The 16,118-nt window shown below is 38.5% G+C and carries 14 protein-coding genes and 2 riboswitches; of the genes, 4 read left to right on the forward strand and 10 right to left on the reverse strand.

The window, feature by feature from the left end; translation table 11 throughout:
* Positions 1-225 precede the first annotated feature (225 nt).
* The 7 genes from MKX82_RS26235 to MKX82_RS26265 form a co-directional block, all read right to left on the reverse strand.
* Positions 226-993 (reverse strand): 3-oxoacyl-ACP reductase, encoded by a 768-nt coding sequence (locus tag MKX82_RS26235; protein WP_233315047.1) that lies wholly within the window; start codon positions 991-993, stop codon positions 226-228.
* 15 nt (positions 994-1,008) lie between these two features.
* Positions 1,009-2,466: an acyl-CoA reductase gene (locus MKX82_RS26240; RefSeq protein ID WP_251647586.1), complete on the reverse strand. Its 1,458-nt coding sequence runs from the start codon at positions 2,464-2,466 to the stop codon at positions 1,009-1,011.
* 2 nt (positions 2,467-2,468) lie between these two features.
* Positions 2,469-3,605: a LuxE/PaaK family acyltransferase gene (locus tag MKX82_RS26245; RefSeq protein WP_341081278.1), complete on the reverse strand. Its 1,137-nt coding sequence runs from the start codon at positions 3,603-3,605 to the stop codon at positions 2,469-2,471.
* Entirely contained in the window at positions 3,602-4,942 is a 1,341-nt protein-coding gene (locus tag MKX82_RS26250) for a solute carrier family 23 protein (protein ID WP_341081280.1), read from the reverse strand. Before MKX82_RS26250 ends, MKX82_RS26245 begins: the two co-directional genes overlap by 4 nt.
* 21 nt (positions 4,943-4,963) lie before the next feature.
* A complete protein-coding gene (thiW, locus tag MKX82_RS26255; RefSeq protein WP_341081283.1) occupies positions 4,964-5,473 on the reverse strand; it encodes an energy coupling factor transporter S component ThiW in 510 nt (169 codons plus the stop codon).
* Positions 5,474-5,527: 54 nt separating this feature from the next.
* Positions 5,528-5,633: riboswitch (TPP riboswitch) on the reverse strand.
* Between the two features lie 80 nt (positions 5,634-5,713).
* Positions 5,714-5,823: riboswitch (TPP riboswitch) on the reverse strand.
* A gap of 321 nt (positions 5,824-6,144) precedes the next feature.
* A complete protein-coding gene (locus MKX82_RS26260; RefSeq protein ID WP_341081285.1) occupies positions 6,145-7,026 on the reverse strand; it encodes an aldose 1-epimerase family protein in 882 nt (293 codons plus the stop codon).
* A 316-nt stretch (positions 7,027-7,342) separates the two neighbouring features.
* Positions 7,343-7,741: a nucleoside 2-deoxyribosyltransferase gene (locus tag MKX82_RS26265; protein ID WP_237942954.1), complete on the reverse strand. Its 399-nt coding sequence runs from the start codon at positions 7,739-7,741 to the stop codon at positions 7,343-7,345.
* 159 nt (positions 7,742-7,900) lie between these two features.
* On the opposite strand from MKX82_RS26265, the gene MKX82_RS26270 reads away from it, so the two are divergent.
* Positions 7,901-9,040, forward strand: coding sequence for a PP2C family protein-serine/threonine phosphatase (locus MKX82_RS26270; RefSeq protein ID WP_237942956.1), 1,140 nt, complete (start codon positions 7,901-7,903; stop codon positions 9,038-9,040).
* A gap of 29 nt (positions 9,041-9,069) precedes the next feature.
* Here MKX82_RS26270 and MKX82_RS26275 read toward each other — a convergent pair whose 3' ends face one another.
* The 3 genes from MKX82_RS26275 to MKX82_RS26285 form a co-directional block, all read right to left on the reverse strand.
* Positions 9,070-9,891 carry a CheR family methyltransferase gene (locus MKX82_RS26275; protein ID WP_233315039.1) on the reverse strand — a complete coding sequence of 274 codons (822 nt, stop codon included), beginning with the start codon at positions 9,889-9,891 and terminating at the stop codon, positions 9,070-9,072.
* A gap of 45 nt (positions 9,892-9,936) precedes the next feature.
* On the reverse strand, positions 9,937-12,696 hold the full coding sequence (locus tag MKX82_RS26280; RefSeq protein ID WP_341081290.1) for a response regulator: 2,760 nt from the start codon (positions 12,694-12,696) through the stop codon (positions 9,937-9,939).
* A 251-nt stretch (positions 12,697-12,947) separates the two neighbouring features.
* Positions 12,948-13,535, reverse strand: a complete 588-nt coding sequence (locus MKX82_RS26285; protein WP_237942958.1) for an NAD(P)H-dependent oxidoreductase — start codon at positions 13,533-13,535, stop codon at positions 12,948-12,950.
* Between the two features lie 222 nt (positions 13,536-13,757).
* Here MKX82_RS26285 and MKX82_RS26290 point away from each other — a divergent pair, with 222 nt between their 5' ends.
* The 3 genes from MKX82_RS26290 (at position 13,758) to MKX82_RS26300 (ending at position 16,095) form a co-directional block, all read left to right on the forward strand.
* Positions 13,758-14,546, forward strand: a complete 789-nt coding sequence (locus tag MKX82_RS26290) for a HipA family kinase (RefSeq protein WP_341081293.1) — start codon at positions 13,758-13,760, stop codon at positions 14,544-14,546.
* A 126-nt stretch (positions 14,547-14,672) separates the two neighbouring features.
* Positions 14,673-14,960, forward strand: coding sequence for a hypothetical protein (locus tag MKX82_RS26295; RefSeq protein WP_341081294.1), 288 nt, complete (start codon positions 14,673-14,675; stop codon positions 14,958-14,960).
* Between the two features lie 58 nt (positions 14,961-15,018).
* On the forward strand, positions 15,019-16,095 hold the full coding sequence (locus MKX82_RS26300; RefSeq protein ID WP_341081295.1) for a tetratricopeptide repeat-containing glycosyltransferase family 2 protein: 1,077 nt from the start codon (positions 15,019-15,021) through the stop codon (positions 16,093-16,095).
* The last annotated feature ends 23 nt before the right edge of the window (positions 16,096-16,118 follow it).

Genomic DNA, 16,118 nt, shown 5'->3' on the forward strand with positions numbered 1-16,118 from the left:
GCATATAAGCTAAAAAAATGAAACATAATATTCCAATCTGACAAATTACTTTTTTATCAATATCTATTTTAGGTTTCTTAACATTTCAACTATGGACATATATTAAATCCTTTTTGAAAAGAGAGGGACTCAATATGTCGAATGCATAGACTTCCGATTGAGTTTCTCTTTTTGTTTGATAAAAACATAAAAAAAGAGCCTACCCATAAGGCAAGCTCTCCTAACTCATCGCATCACCAATCCTCCATCCACATTCAAACACTGCCCCGTCACAAACGCTGCCAAATCTGATGCTAAAAACAGCACACTTCCTGCAATATCATCAGGACTTGCCAAACGGCCCATTGGTGTCATTTGAATGATTGATTCTCGCACAGATTCCTGTGTTTCGGAGCTGGAATCTGTCGGATAGGTCAAGCCTGGCGCGACTGCATTCACGGTGATTCCAAATAGGCCAAGCTCTTTGGCTAGATTTCTTGTAAAGCCTAACAAGGCCATTTTTGATGTTGTGTAGTCATGGTATGGAATAATCGGAAAATCGATTAGATTGCTGACAATATTGATTATCCTTCCTTGCATTTGTTCCTTCATATATGGCATCACTGCTTTGCAGACATTATAGGTGCCATGAACATTGCCTTCCCACTGGCTGTTGTAATCGGCCCAGCTGATTTCCCATGCTGTTTTCCTTGTTTTGGGGTTAAAGGTATAATGACTCAAGGCATTATTCACAACGATGTCAATTGTACCGAATGCATCAGCAATCTGTGCGACCATATCGGTGACTTGTTCTTCTTTTTGAACATCTGCCTGAATGGCAACAGCCTGCCCTCCTGCTGCTTCGATTTGACTGACAACTGCTTCGGCGAGGTCTTTGTTTTTCAAATAATTAATAATGACAAATGCACCTTCAGCAGCCATTTTTTTAGCGATAGCTGCGCCTATTCCTCTGCTTGCACCTGTCACTAAAACAATTTTTTCTTGAAGATTCAACTTTCCTCGTCCTTTCTATTCCACATCACTGTCGTATTTTTCAAGTCCATACTCAAGGTCCCTTTCCAAATCAACCATGCGAACTAGCTCCATTAAATTAAAACCGCCATCATGATGCCAGCCTGGCTTTGCCCGGTTCATTTCTCCGATTGGGCTGAACCGATTAACGCCAGCAGCGCCTAAAATATTGGCGAGCGAGAACAATCTTGCTGGTTCTACGGCAAGCCCGCATGATTGTAAATAGCTCTCCCATTGCTGGAAATGGTCAGCAACTTCCTCAAGTCTGTCCACTGCATACACATGAACACTTCTGTTTAACGGGCTACCGCTAAAAGAAGGTTCCTCATGGTAAATGACCGTCCATGCTGTATCGTCTTTACTGCTGTATACTGCCGTTTTCTGTGATTGCAGGCTTTTTAAGGAATGCTCATTTCGGAAGTTTTGTATGGACATTGCCTCTTCCCCTGTCAGCTTTGCTCTTGGTCTTTTTTTATGGTATCGGGAAAGCTCTGCTGCTAATCCTTGTGCAAACTGCTTCGGGCTTACCACCCCATCTTGCTCCACATAAACACATTGCGGAGAAAGACAGCTTTGCTGGTCATAGATGGAAATATCTTCGGCAAGCTTATGGAGTGTGTCACTGTAATGATCAGCCGTTAATGCTTCTTTGCCAATCATAGCAAAGCTGATTTTATGACCATATGACAACAGCTTTTTGTGAATTGGTGTCTTCTTCCTTATTTCCGCGACCGTTTTGTTCGACCCATAAACGATTACAGCCTCTCCCCAATTGACTGCCATATTATCAAGGGACTCTGTCCCCCCCTTCCATGGCAGGATGGCGATGGCATCAGCCAATCTCTCGTCCACTTCCTTTAAGGATTGGAGAAAGAGGGCAGGGAGGAGGGGCTCTGAGTAAGAGGTCTTGCCGATTGCCGCTGATTTAAGCAAAAGCCCCATTATTAAACTCCATAACTGCACGCCTGGCACATTACCAGAAAATAAATGAAAAATAGTATTTGGTCCATACGCACGACTCATTCCGCCTGATTTTCTTGGCCGAAAGTCATCGAGTATGGCAGGCTGGTCAAATTCCTCATCAAGGAAGCGCAGCAGCTCCTTTTTGCGAAAGGTCCTCATATACCTTTTCAACTCGAGCCGAACCATGTCTTGATCATACCCGGTGACTGCAGGAATTAATGCGTCGGCAATACGTCTCAATCGGTAGTTTGGATTCAGCCATAGCTGGATAGCTTGGTCTATCTTGTCGACTACTTCATTAGTAGTAAGCTGAGCAAGATAATCTTTTCTGTTTGCTTGCAATGATGCCCCGATTTCCTCTATATGCTCGGCAGTTAATTCTGGATATTTTACGATGTACTTCCGGCCTTTCACCTGAATTGACTCTTGGCGAAAATCTGTGAGCTTTATTGATTCTGGTACATAATAGGCTTCTATTAATTCTGTTTCCATCACTAAATGGATGCACCACCTAATGCAGATTGCATCAGCTGATCCACTGCAATCGAACAGCCTCTGGCTTCTGCCCCCTTTATTCTGCCAAGGAGCTTAAACCCGTTATCTGTTTGACAGCCTTCATCCTGAGTTAGAATCGCTATACAAGAATTCCAGTTTGCTAAGTCAATATGTGCAATTACCCCTGCTTGACCATTTGTGATTGGCTTTAATGTGTCTGGGTCAAGTATGACTGTTTTCACCCATGCAGGACCTGTCTTTTCTAAACGAATATCTCCTTCTAAACAGCTCGACAAAATACTTTGATCATAAATTTGCGAGCTTAGTTCGGTCATGCCATACATATTTATGCAGAGTGAACGGTCAACTTGGAAGCTTGTATGAAACTGTTTATACAGCTCTTCCATCTCTACTTCACGAGACTGACCTTTAAAGCCGCCTGTATCAAATATCCTGCTTCCTTTTGCGAGCTGAAATTGCAGTCCATTTTCCTTTAAATAATCAAGAAGATGAACATAAGCAAATGTTGCGCCCATAAGCATTACTGGTTCTTCTGATTGTTCACACTTACGCAGCTCACTCGCAAATTTCTCCATCTCTAATCCTTTTTTCCCGAAGAAGAATTGGCTGTTTTCTGCTCCAAAATAAGCTGCTGCATTTGAAAGATACCTAGACAAGGAGGAATTTTCATTCATGTCTGCAGCTGGTGATAATACAAATATCGTCATCTTCTCCCTGTCTGGCAGAACAAACTGTTTAAATGGATGCTTCATCGATGCATCCCATACCTTTAATGAGGGATGATAATTTCTGCCCTTTTGGTCAGGATTAGTAGTCCCGCTAGTCATAAATACAGCCTCTGCATCCTCAATAGGTTCACACGCTAACGTCAGCTCTTTAAAACCTTGTATTGGCATTGGCGGTATATCAAGCCAACGCTTAACCGTGAGGGGGTTCTTTTTCTTCACTTGGCAATATTTTTTGTAAGGCATGTTATGCTGAAATTGATAGGAAAACAATTCTAGAGCGAGTTTATTAAATTCTTGGTCATGCTCTTCTTTATTCAAAATGCCATTCTTATATTTTTCGATAAAAGTGAGGACTTTTTCTGTTATAACAATAGAGCTTTCTTTCATATTCCCTTCCCCTTTTCTATCCTGTTTGGAATATTAACAAACAGCAGATGTAAAATAATTGAAGAAAATGCCCCGATTAATATCGTATTTGACAGGAAGGCTCCTGCTGCCCCTGTAAAACCTGTTGAAAAGCTTGGCAAAGAGATTGCTAGTATAATGGAAAGTCCAATAATCATGTAATTGCGATCCGATTGTTCCACTTTTGCTAGTAAGGAAATACCAGTAAACACTAACGTCGCAGCAGCCGGCAGAAAGATTCCGCCGACAACAGGGCTTGGCGTTAAAGCAAGCAAGGCTCCTGCTTTCGGTACAAAGCCAAGCACTAGGAAGATAACACCTGCAATCATCACAGGATATCTTGAACCAACTCCTGTCAAACGAAGCAAACCAACATTTTGGGCATAGGCAGTTGTTGGAAAACCGCCAATAAGAGAGGACAGCATAGATCCTGCCGATTCGCCTGCAAAACCATTCCTAATTCGCTTTGCACTTATCTCTGTTTTCAAAATGGTGGAGGATGCTTGATAAACACCCATCGCTTCAATTACAGCCACTATATACGCAACAAAAAATGTGAGAAAAGTTGTCCATTCGAATTCTAAATTTCCATAAGGCAGGAATGTCGGCAGACCGAACCAAGCCTTTTCTGCTATCATTCCAAAATCAGCTTCTCCTAAACAAATCGCAATAATATCACCAACAACTAATGCTATTAAAAAGGAAAAAGATTTTAAAAAGCCTTTTCCGAATATAGATAAAATTAAAACGATACAAGCTGTTGGAATGGACATCATTAATACAGTTGAACTTGCAAAGCCTGCATCTCCTGGTGAACCGCCGAGAAATTCAGACAATGTAAAGCTCGATAAAGAAATACCGACTAGAAAAATAACAGTCCCTGATACAACTGGTGTAAATAATACCTTCAGCTTGCCTATTAACCCAGTAACAGACAATATGAATACAATTATTGCACTGACAAGGATTGCCCCGCTCGCAGCAGCAAGACCGTTTGCTTTTCCAGCTGCGATCATGATGGAATCGAAGGCAGCTGATGGTCCTTGGACGATTGGCAGCTTTACAAACTTTGCTGCCTGCAGCAATGTAACAATACCGGCTGCAATAAAAATGGAATTAACGATATTGGCTGATAAAGCAAAAGGCAAACCAATCATTGCTGCCACAAAAATAGGATCTAGCCATACATTTGAAACAAACACATGCTGCAGACCATATAAAAAGCTTTTAAGAGGAGGAAGCTTTTCATCAAGCCCCACTGTTAATAGTTGTTCCTCTGGTGTTTCATTCGTTTTATCAATAGTTTTCAAGTCTTCCATTTGTGTCTCCTTCTAGTACCATTACTTTTTGAGCAAGCTCGTATTTGTTAATACAGCCGCTTGCTTTTTCACAAAGATGCTTAATACAACCGCTCCAATCAATGCTCCAGCAATCGAGCTGAAAATAAAGAGCGGGATAAAGCCAAACAATGTCGCCTTTTGTCCAAGGAGAACTGCCGCAATTGGATATGCTAATATTGCCCCAAGTATGCCAGTTCCAAAAACCTCTCCGGCAAATGCCATATACAGCTTCCTAGTCTTTAAGAATAATAGTGACGCTAACAGTGCTCCGACCATGCTTCCTGGAAATGCAAACAGTGAACCTGTTCCCATGAGGTTTCGTAAAAGCGAGACACTAAAGGCTTGCAGCACGGCATAATACGGACCTAGTAATACTGCTGACAGAACATTGAGAAAATGCTGTACGGGAAACACCTTCGTAAACCCAATCGGAATGAAGAAAAAATTACTAGTCATTGTCCCGATTGCGACCATCATCGCCGTTAATGTAAGCTTTCGTGTTTTTTCCATAAAAAAATCCCTCCAGTAATGAGCACTGAGGGATCTAGACAGTCAAAAAAGACTAATCTAATACGAACACTTTCCTACGCTGGCATTATCCAGTTCAGGTCCAAAAAGGGTCAAGACTGTAAAGTCTACTCTCAGCCGTTCGGCTCCCCCAGTGCAATCTCTTATTCAATTTACAACCATGCTAATATAAAAAAGCCAGGTCTCACTTTTAAGACCTGGCTTTAAATAGCAGTAAATAAAGAATCTCACTGACTACTTTCCTACGCTGGCATCATCCAGATCAGGTCCGAAGGGTTAAAAAAATTGCTTTTTTCTCTCAGCCCTCCATGCGGGCACCCCTAGTAGTTAAATGGTTATGTAAAATTTAGCTTAATCATAAACCTAACTGTTTCTAATGTAAAGAGATTTTTTACTTGCAATAGGAACTATCTATTGTTTTATTCGTAAATAAAGTGGAGGCGTTTAGTATGTTCAATAGCAAATCTGAATGTTCCGTATGCAGGAAGGAAATTAGGGGGAATGACGTTGTGTATGTAAGAATGCGCTATCCTATGCGTAAAGGAATGACCGAAATAAATGCATATTTAAAAAATGAAGGAACCCTTATTTGCGAGAACTGTAATAAAAAAAGGTAAGGGAACCTTATTTTAAACAGTTCCCTTACCTTTTTATTAAACAAACTTTATTTCATACCCTGCTTGGAAGGTTTCCCCTGCTTCAAGCTTATTCATTCCGAATTTTTCATTTAACTTTCCTGTTGTGTTATATAGATCAGCAATCCCGTACCATGGTTCAATACATACAAATGGAGCCATTGTTCCTTCTGGTTTAGAGTAGTTCGACCAAATCCCTACAAAAGGAAAATCTATAAATGTAACTTCGACGCCATGATTTGATTTATCTGACACTAGTTTTATCGAATCAATATGACTGTAAATTAATGCATCATTTTCAAAGAGAGAATCCTTCACCTGAATAGAATCAATATCATTAGCAATCCCTTTTTCATGAATAAGCGAATCCTTAAGCTCATATTCCGTAACATCTTTGTTTTCAGCTGTTGTAAAATGGAGGACATAATCCTCGGCAGATTCATCATCTAACAGCGGAACTCTAAAGGCAGGATGTGCACCGATGGAGAAATACATCTCATCCTTATTGTCATTGACTATTTCCCAGCGGACAGAAAGAGAATCCTCCAGCAAAGAATAGTGAATATACGCTGTAAATTCATAAGGATAAACATCAAGAAAACGCCCGTCCGACTTAACAACAAAGGATACAGCATTGTCTGTTTTCTTCTCTATATCAAAATCGGCATCACGCAAAAAGCCATGCTGCGACATCGGGTAGGATTTTCCATTTAGTTCATATTTATCATCCTTTAAACGGCCCACAATCGGAAATAATACGGGAGAAACTCGTCCCCAATATGCTTTATCCCCTGTCCACATATAATCCAGTTCATTCTTTTTATGCTGCACTTTACGAATTTCAGCACCGCTGCTTGCAATTTCTACCTTTAACCACTCATTTTCAATTACAGTTGTCATTGAAATTACCTCTTTCCCATTAATATTATAAGAATGCAACGCAATAACCTTTTATTTACATTTAATATAATTATTGTTATCATTTAGCTATTATTTAATAAATGAGCTCGATCATGACCAATCGTATTTCAGATTATCTTCAAGTACCGAAAGCTATAATAAAGTTTGGACTGCTCTCCATTGTCATCGCTATGAGCTTTTCCTTATTTAGTCTTTCAGAAAAAATTGGTGAATGTATTGGTAAGCTATTATTCATTTTTACACATTAATTGCTTATCCATTACATACCCACTACTCCAAAAAATAAGCCACAAATTTAGATAGTTAGCGCAATAACCGTCTCTATTAAATCCTCGACTTCCCCATAACATTTGTTAACTTCCGGTAAATGATAAAAGGTGCTTGTCGCTTCTAAATTATTCACTTCCTTATTAGGGGAATAGAGGAATATCTTTTTCCCCAAACCAATTGCTATACCTAATTCAATATGACTCCCTTTTCCAGCCGGAAGTATAACAATTATAAAATCACTATTTTTCACAGCTGCTAACTCTTCTTGTCCGATTTTCTCTAAAGCTTGTAAGGATGTTGCTCTGTTATTTAATGTCCAATCATATGTATGGATATATCCTTTATCAATAAGCAGTTTACTGATATTTCGTACTTCATTCTTATTTTTAAAGCTTGATGCAATATAAAACGTTCGTTGCTGCATTTGCTATCTCCCTCAATTCCTATAGCCATTATAACATTATTTGGTATACGGACACCTCAGCAACTATTAAAAATTTAATATTTATGTTTATAATTATATTAAACAGGGTATTAAAAAATGTTGTATATAGAAAGTTGATAGTAAGTGAGGGGATAATTCTTGGGAATACTGATTGTTGATGATAATGAAGCTAATTTATTCGTCATAGAAAAGCTGTTGCAGCGTGCTGGGTATACAGATTATCTGTCGTTTACTTCTGCACAGGATATGTTTAACTATTTATATTCAGATAAACCATTTGTAATAGAGAGTCAGGTTGATGCTATCTTAATGGACATTATGATGCCGGAAATTGATGGAATAGAAGCTTGTAAACAGCTCCAGCAAGTAGAGCATCTGAAAGATATTCCAGTCATTTTTGTCACAGCGCTAGAGGACTCATGCAAAGTGGTTGAAGCATTAGATGCCGGTGGCACAGATTATTTAATGAAGCCGATTAACAAAACAGAGCTGCTCGCAAGACTTCGCGTTGCAATCAGGTTAAAATATGAAAAAGACTGGCATAAGAAACAAGAAGAGAAAATCAGAAATGAATTGGAGCTGTCAACACAAGTACAAACAAGCGTGCTCAGCCCACCTATACATAAAGAAAACTTGCTTATTAAGGCATCCTATCTGCCTGCATTTCAATTGGCGGGAGATATGTACTTTTGGTATGAGATTAGCGATCATCGTTATGCCGCCATTCAGCTTGATATGATGGGCCACGGAATTTCCGCTTCGCTTGTATGCATGTTTATTTCCTCTGTATTGCGTGACACAATTCAAAAAAATCCTGATCCTGAGAATGTGATACAAGATTTAAACCGCCGAATGAGCACACTAAATTCAAATCAAAAAATACCATATTATTTTACAGCGATATACTTAGTACTAGATACAAATGAACGAACGATAGAATACATAAATGCTGGACATTTGGACGGTTATGCCCTAATTGATGGTACAACAACAGTAGAATTGAAAAGCAATACGACAGCTGTCGGCTTCTTTGATGATATCAGAACAAAGAAGAATATCATTCACTACTCGAATTCTGTTCAGCTTATTCTTTGTACAGATGGTGTTCATGAAGCAATTGATAAATATGGAGAAACGGGTATCGACTTGATAAAGAAGGCTGCTTCCTGCCGACTTGCTGATGCGAAGACATCGGAACCGATTGACTTAATTACATCTAAAGACCACCAGAAAGGTGCTACAGACGATATGTGTGTAGTCTTAATACAAGCAGATTGAAGGCGATCCATATAAAAAAGCAGTGCTTCCTAATAGGAAGCACTGCTTTTTTTACGGAATATTTTCTCTTGTGTATTAAAATTTTCAAAGTAGGCAGAATCACTGCGAATTGTCTCTTTGCTTCCTAAGCCAAGGAAGCCTCCCGGGCTTAAACTTTCATTGAATAATTCATATACTTGCTGCTGTAATTCCAGATTAAAATAAATCAGCACATTACGGCAAATAATTACATGAAATTCATTAAATGACCTGTCTGTTACTAGATTATGCTGTGCAAACACGATATTTTTCAGGATTGACGGCTTTAAAATAGCTCCGCTGCTGTCTGCTGTATAGTATTCGGAGAAGGAACTATTGCCGCCAGCGGCAAGATAGTTTTTCGTATAAGCCTGCATTTTTTGCAGGGGGATTACCCCTGCTGCAGCTTTTTCCAACACAACGTCATTCATATCAGTAGCGTATATCTTGGCCTTATGTGCCAATCCTTCCTCCTCTAGCATAATTGCCATAGAATAGGCTTCTTCACCAGTAGAACAACCTGCATGCCAGATCCTGATTTCAGGGAGCTTCCTTAATAAGGGAACTGCCTCTTCTCGGAAAGCCTTAAAGAAGGAGGGGTCTCTAAACATCTCAGTAACATTAATAGAAAAGTCACGGAGCAGCTTATAGAGAACATCTTCGTCATGAATAATTCTCTCTGTTAGTCCAGTAATGGTTAGCAGCTTTTCTCTGTTTAACCGATTTTGGACCCTCCGCATTAAGGACGAACGCATATATTGTCTGAAGTCATACCCAGTCAATTTGTATACAGCTGTCAAAAGTAAATCTAATTCAATTTCTTCTTTTTCCATACTAATTCATTTCCTTGTCTTTTCTACTTAGAAGAATATACAGCATTATGACAACCATACCCTCATGGCAGATAATAATTGATCCAGTTTCAGAGGTTTGCTGATATAATCAGATGCCCCTGCTTCTATACATTTATCGCGGTCACCTTTCATTGCTTTCGCTGTTAATGCAATGATTGGAATGTCATTGTTTTGCTCCATACCTCTAATTTTTCTAATTGTTTCATAGCCGTCCATGACAGGCATCATAATATCCATTAACACAATATCAAAATGCTCTAATTCATCCATCTTTTCAAGACATTCAGCGCCATTTTCTGCGGTAATAACATTCATGCCTTCTTTATTTAAAGCATTTTTTAATGCAAAGATATTACGATGGTCATCATCTGCTACAATGACTGTTTTCCCTTGCAGTACAGTAGATGGTGAGTGTTCTGTATTACTCTCTTCATTTACTGCTGCTACATTCTCAGGCTCGGCCTCGTCAGAACCAATTGCAGATGCTGCTTGATCTTCCGCTATGCTGTCTATGCCAATTAGAGGGATTCCTCCCGGCAAGTTCGGAATGAAAATCGTGAATGTACTTCCTTCTCCTTCCTTGCTTTCTACTAAGCACGTGCCTCCAAGGAGTTGGGAGAATTCCTTCGAAATGGATAAACCGAGACCTGTTCCTCCGTATTTCCTCATTGTTGCTCCATCAACCTGCTGGAATGCTTCAAATATCATCGCATGTTTATCTGCTGGGATACCAATACCAGTATCTGTTACAGACATCTTCACCCATATATCCGCATAATTGGAGAGCGGAAGCTGCTTCACTTCATTCATTTCTGCTTTATTGACAGAAATCTTAACACTGCCCTCTTTTGTAAACTTAAATGCATTTGATAACAGATTTTTCATAACCTGCTGCAATCTTTGTTCATCTGTATAGATGATTGGCGGAACATCCTCATGGAAATCAATCTCAAAATCTAAGCTTTTGCTTTTCGCTATTTGCGTAAAGTTTCGTTTCAATCTGTCAACGAATTCACTTAAGTACACTTCTTCAAAGCTTATTTCAAGCTTTCCTGCTTCCACTTTAGAAAGATCGAGAATATCATTAATAAGATTTAATAGATCATTTCCAGAGGAATTGATGACTTTTGCAAATTCCTTCTGCTCAGAAGATAATTCGCTGTCAAGGTCATCTGCCAGCATTTCTGAAAGCAGCAAAATACTGTTAAGCGGTGTTCGAAGCTCATGGGACATATTTGCAAGAAACTCGGACTTGTATTTCGAGCTAAGCTTAAGCTGCTTTGCCTGCTCCTCCAGTTCTTCTTTCACAGTCTGCAGTTCCTCTGTTTTCAGTTCTGCATCATTCGTTCTTTCCTCGAGCTGCTCATTAATCATCCGCAGTTCTTCTGTCTGTGTTTGCAGCTCTTCCGATTGGGCCTGCAGTTCCTCCGATTGGGTTTGAAGCTCTTCTGTTTGTGCTTGTGATTCAAGCAATAACCGCTCTACTTCCATTCTTCCTAGTATATTCATAATTCCAATACCTAAGGTTTCGAGAACATTTTCAACCAGTTTTTGATCTGAAGCGGTAAATTCCTTAACGCTTGCTATTTCCAGAACAGCGACAACCTCATCCTTCACCAAGATTGGTGCAATCAGCACAGATTTCGGTCTAACCTCACCTAATCCAGTTGAAATAAATCGGAAATCTTCAGGAATATTAGGAAGAACAACTATTTTCTTGTCACGCACCGTTTGCCCGATAATACCTTCACCAGCAGTAAATGTTTGTCTTCCTGCATCTGAATCTGCATAAGCCGCGACTTTTTTGAAAACAGGCTCTTTACCTGTATCATCCTGTACATAAAACGCTCCAAGGTTTGCATCTATTGCTGTAACAATTTTTTTAAGGAACTGTTCAGCAAGTGAGGTTACAGAAACATGGCGGCTGTAAAGCTTGATAATTTCCGCAGAATTGGATTGCACCCAGTTTTGCTCAGATATTTCTGCAACAAATTGCTTTTCTTTTACCGTGTAATTTTCAAGGGATGCCGCCATTGTATTAAATGCTCTCGCGATATCCCCAATTTCATCCTTCGTTTCCAGTTCAATGCGCGGCACAGACTCTAAATTAGTAAAATCAACATCCTTAATGACATGAACGATGGAATTAATATTTCTAGTTGTGCTCCTAATAACCCACAGCATGACAGTGACAATCAGGATAAGTGCGACAGAAACAACCGAAATAAGGGCAATAACAAGCTGTTTATATGTTGCGTTTGCCTCATCGAGGGCATCACCCATCAAGGATTCTTGATAGTTTTTAAACTCATCTATTTTACTTAACAAATCCCTCCGGTTAGAAATCCCTTCATCATAAACCGCTTGAAGCTCTTGCTTTGTGCGATTATCATTGTACAAAGTGATCATTCTGCTTTCCATTTGAGAAAAATTCTCATATGCATTACTGATTTCTCTAAGAAGAACCTTTGATTTGTTCGTATTTAAGATAGATTCAAGTTCTGTTATTCTTGTATTTAGAAGTGAAATTTGTTCTGCTGACGATTCAACAAATTTCGTATTATTTTCCTCGCTGCTGCTGATCAAATTCAACATATTGCGGTCTTCTAAATAGATCTGCTGTCTGATTTCTGTTGCTTCATTTACTTTATGATAGCGGTCCTGCACAATCTCTAGCATATTGTCTCTAATGGACTGCATCATAATAAGTATGATTCCCATTAAGAGGACCATAAATAAAACGGTCAATCCTAAACCAAAATATTGCTTTCTTTTGTAGCCCACACGAGTTCCTTCTTTCTACTTGTCTATACCATCAACTATAACAAACTTTTTGCTAGTTTACTAATTTACATCTAAGTCTCTATGTATGTTAATAGGTATACTATTTAAGAGTTTCAATAATAATCTATTATCTTACTCTACTTAGTCGTTCCATCCAAGAAGTAATTATATCACAAAAATAATTGATATTACTTTCCTTCGCTAAATGAAAAAAGAACTTCCGCTGATTAATTCTTGGGGATGCTTTTAATCTACCTGTCTATCCTTTTAAAATAGTCATAAACCTTTTGCAGCTTTTTGCTTTGTTTTCCCTTTTTGCTCTCCATATTTCCAAGTTCAAAGAATTTAACTCTTTTTATTCCGACAAAATTAAATAATGCCTTTTTCATTAGAATCTTATGAGCATTATTCAACCAAAGGAGCGGATAATGAGTAGGTCCTTTCATGGTAGAAACACAAACAACAGATTTTCCTTTTAAAAGCCCCTCCGGAAATAGCCCTTTTTTATCTTTATAAGCAAAATTAGAAGCAAACATTTGGTCAATATATCCTAAAAGCATGGCAGGCGGTCTGCCCCACCAAATCGGATAAACAAAAACCAACTTATCAGCCCATTTCATTTGCTGCCTATATTTTTCTAAGACCGGATCAATATGCATGTCTCGCCTGCGTTTTTGTTCATTGAACACTAATAAGGGATTAAAGCCTTCTTCATATAAATCAAGAACTTGGATTTCTTTAATGTTTTTATTTTCTTTACTCCCCTTCAGCACTTGTTGGAAGAACGCATAATTCAAGCTTTTATGATTTGGATATGTATATACTACTAACATCTTCATTCGAACACCTCTTTCTGTTATAAAACTTTGTTCAGCTTATCACGTTAAACAGTAATCCCTTTAATATTCTCACATTAACAATAAAAACCTTTTTTATCTTTTAATAAAGTGTTTATTATACAAATTTTGTTTTTCTTTTCTTAGGGCTTTGCGCCTCACCAACTATAAATAAGCAAATAAAATATAAGGATCTATACACGATAGCTGTAAAGGAGGAAGCAAATGTCTGTATATGCAGTTGAATATATAAAAGATGTTGAGGAAGGAGAAATGGCTGCAAAGTTATTCCTGTGCAGTGACGGAAATGTGTATATTGTAAAATTGATGTCAAACCCAAACGGAAAGAGATCGTTATTCAATGAATTAGTATCGTATCGATTAGGCGAGCTTCTAGGTCTCCCAATAGCGACAGGTAAAATAATTATCTTCTCAAAAAAGAAGCTTAAAGATCCAAAATTATTAAAAAGAATGGCTATTGAAGAAGGACCTCATTTTGGAAGTTTACTTATTAAAAATGCAAGCATGTATTCATCTGATAAGCTCTACCATTGTAATAATACTTTCACACTCCCTGAAATTATTATGTTCGACAATTGGATATCGAATTACGATCGAAGGGAAGAACGACAAAACATATTGCTATCCGGCAATAATCCATACCAATTGGCATTTATTGATCACGCTGACGCCTTTTATGGTCCTGAGTGGAGTATTGAAAGTCTCAACTATTATACATGGAACAATCATGTCATCTGGGGGTCTACTTATGAAGAATTTGTACCCTTCATCGATAACGCCGACCCTTTCGGATTGGCATTAAATAAGCTTTATTCTATAAAAGACGAGGAGATTGCCGCTGCATTTGGTAAAGATATTCCTTCCGATTGGCAAGTCTCAAAGGAAGAAGTAAAAATGCTGCTGTTCCATCTGATAATAAAAAAACAACAAATGAAGAAGACAATTGCTGATTTAAGGAGTTACTTCCCGATTTGGAATTCTTCAAGACTCTAATACAGCTTTTATGTACAGATTCTCAAAAAGCAAAAGAAAAAAGTTCATTTTTGTAGTGTTTGTCCTAGAACAATTTTCTCCTTAAAGTAATATTTTATAGTAACTTATAAATTGGAGTTGATGAATATGCCACCTAAACCCCCAAAACCTCCAAAGCATCATAAAGGTCCCCATAAAAAACACCATCTTCCGCACAAGTTAAAAGGTCTTAAGGGAGTTACCGGATTAACTGGAATGACTGGGATGACTGGGATGACCGGGATGACTGGGATGACCGGGATGACTGGGATGACTGGGATGACCGGAGTTACCGGAATGACAGTTTCACAGAATCAGAATCCTATGACAAATGATCAAGATTATCAAACATGGATTGAAGATTTGTACAACCAGTATATTAATCCTGAAGACTAAACAACATGATTGTCTGCATCCTATAACGGGATGCAGATATATTTATATGGAGGAACGTATGATTTCAATTAGCTTATGCATGATTGTCAAAAATGAGGAAAACACACTCGGCAGATGTTTAGATTCCTTAAAAGATATGGTAGATGAAATCATTATTGTAGATACAGGCTCGACAGACCGCACCATTGAAATTGCCCGGACATATACGAATAATATTTACCATTTTCAATGGGTTGATGACTTTTCAGCTGCCAGAAATTTCGCCTTTGAACATGCGAGCAAGGAATATATATTGACTATGGATGCAGATGACATCTTTGATGATACAGAAAAGTTATCCCGTTTGAAAGAAACACTTCCATCAACCGTGGATGCAATCACAATGAAATACCAAGCCGCTTTTGATGAGGCAGGCAATGTTTTAGCAAGCCTGAGGCAATTTAGGCTTGTGAAACGCTCCAAACAATATAAATGGCACGGAGCAGTGCATGAATATCTAGATGTGAGCGGAGAAATCTATCATAGTGATTTAACCATTAGCCATAAAAGAATTCACCTTAATCATAATAGGAACTTACTCATTTACAAGAACCTTCTAAATCAAGGAATTTCTTTTACGCCGCGCGACCTGTTCTATTATGGAAATGAACTATATGATAATGGCTTTTATGAAGAAGCGATTCCTGTCTATATGGATTTTATTCAGACTGAAGATCATTGGCTGGAAGATGAAAGAACTGCTTATCGCAAAATATCTGAATGCCATTCCCAAATGTCTAACATAGACCATGCTGTTGAGTATGCATTAAAAACATTTCAATGTGGATTTCCCCGTTCTGAAGACTGTTGTCGTCTCGGATTTCTTTTCCTGCAAAAGGATGATCCCAAAACAGCACTTCATTGGTTTCAATATGCGACAATTCTTCCCGAAGTAGATGATGGCGGCATTATTTACCATGGCTGTTCTACATGGATTCCTCATTTACAGTTATGCGTTTGCCACTCTATGCTGGGGAATAGCAAGAAAGCTTACCAGCATATTGTAATCGCTCACAAATTCAATCCTACCAACAGTTTAATCATAGAAAATAAATATTTGTTAGAAACGCATATTAAACAAACTCCTCTAAATTAATGGAGGAGTTTGTTCTTCTAAAC

Source organism: Niallia sp. FSL R7-0271 (assembly GCF_038005785.1).
GTDB lineage: Bacteria > Bacillota > Bacilli > Bacillales > Cytobacillaceae > Niallia.

Bases quoted from the DNA above. Each gene is read 5' to 3' on its own strand.
- MKX82_RS26265 (WP_237942954.1), bottom strand. From the start codon at position 7,741: ATGCAGCAACGAACGTTTTATATTGCATCAAGCTTTAAAAATAAGAAT.
- MKX82_RS26285 (WP_237942958.1), bottom strand. From the start codon at position 13,535: ATGAAGATGTTAGTAGTATATACATATCCAAATCATAAAAGCTTGAAT.
- MKX82_RS26245 (WP_341081278.1), bottom strand. From the start codon at position 3,605: ATGAAAGAAAGCTCTATTGTTATAACAGAAAAAGTCCTCACTTTTATC.
- MKX82_RS26240 (WP_251647586.1), bottom strand. From the start codon at position 2,466: ATGGAAACAGAATTAATAGAAGCCTATTATGTACCAGAATCAATAAAG.
- MKX82_RS26295 (WP_341081294.1), top strand. From the start codon at position 14,673: ATGCCACCTAAACCCCCAAAACCTCCAAAGCATCATAAAGGTCCCCAT.
- MKX82_RS26250 (WP_341081280.1), bottom strand. From the start codon at position 4,942: ATGGAAGACTTGAAAACTATTGATAAAACGAATGAAACACCAGAGGAA.
- MKX82_RS26275 (WP_233315039.1), bottom strand. From the start codon at position 9,891: ATGGAAAAAGAAGAAATTGAATTAGATTTACTTTTGACAGCTGTATAC.
- MKX82_RS26300 (WP_341081295.1), top strand. From the start codon at position 15,019: ATGATTTCAATTAGCTTATGCATGATTGTCAAAAATGAGGAAAACACA.
- MKX82_RS26260 (WP_341081285.1), bottom strand. From the start codon at position 7,026: ATGACAACTGTAATTGAAAATGAGTGGTTAAAGGTAGAAATTGCAAGC.
- MKX82_RS26290 (WP_341081293.1), top strand. From the start codon at position 13,758: ATGTCTGTATATGCAGTTGAATATATAAAAGATGTTGAGGAAGGAGAA.
- thiW (WP_341081283.1), bottom strand. From the start codon at position 5,473: ATGGAAAAAACACGAAAGCTTACATTAACGGCGATGATGGTCGCAATC.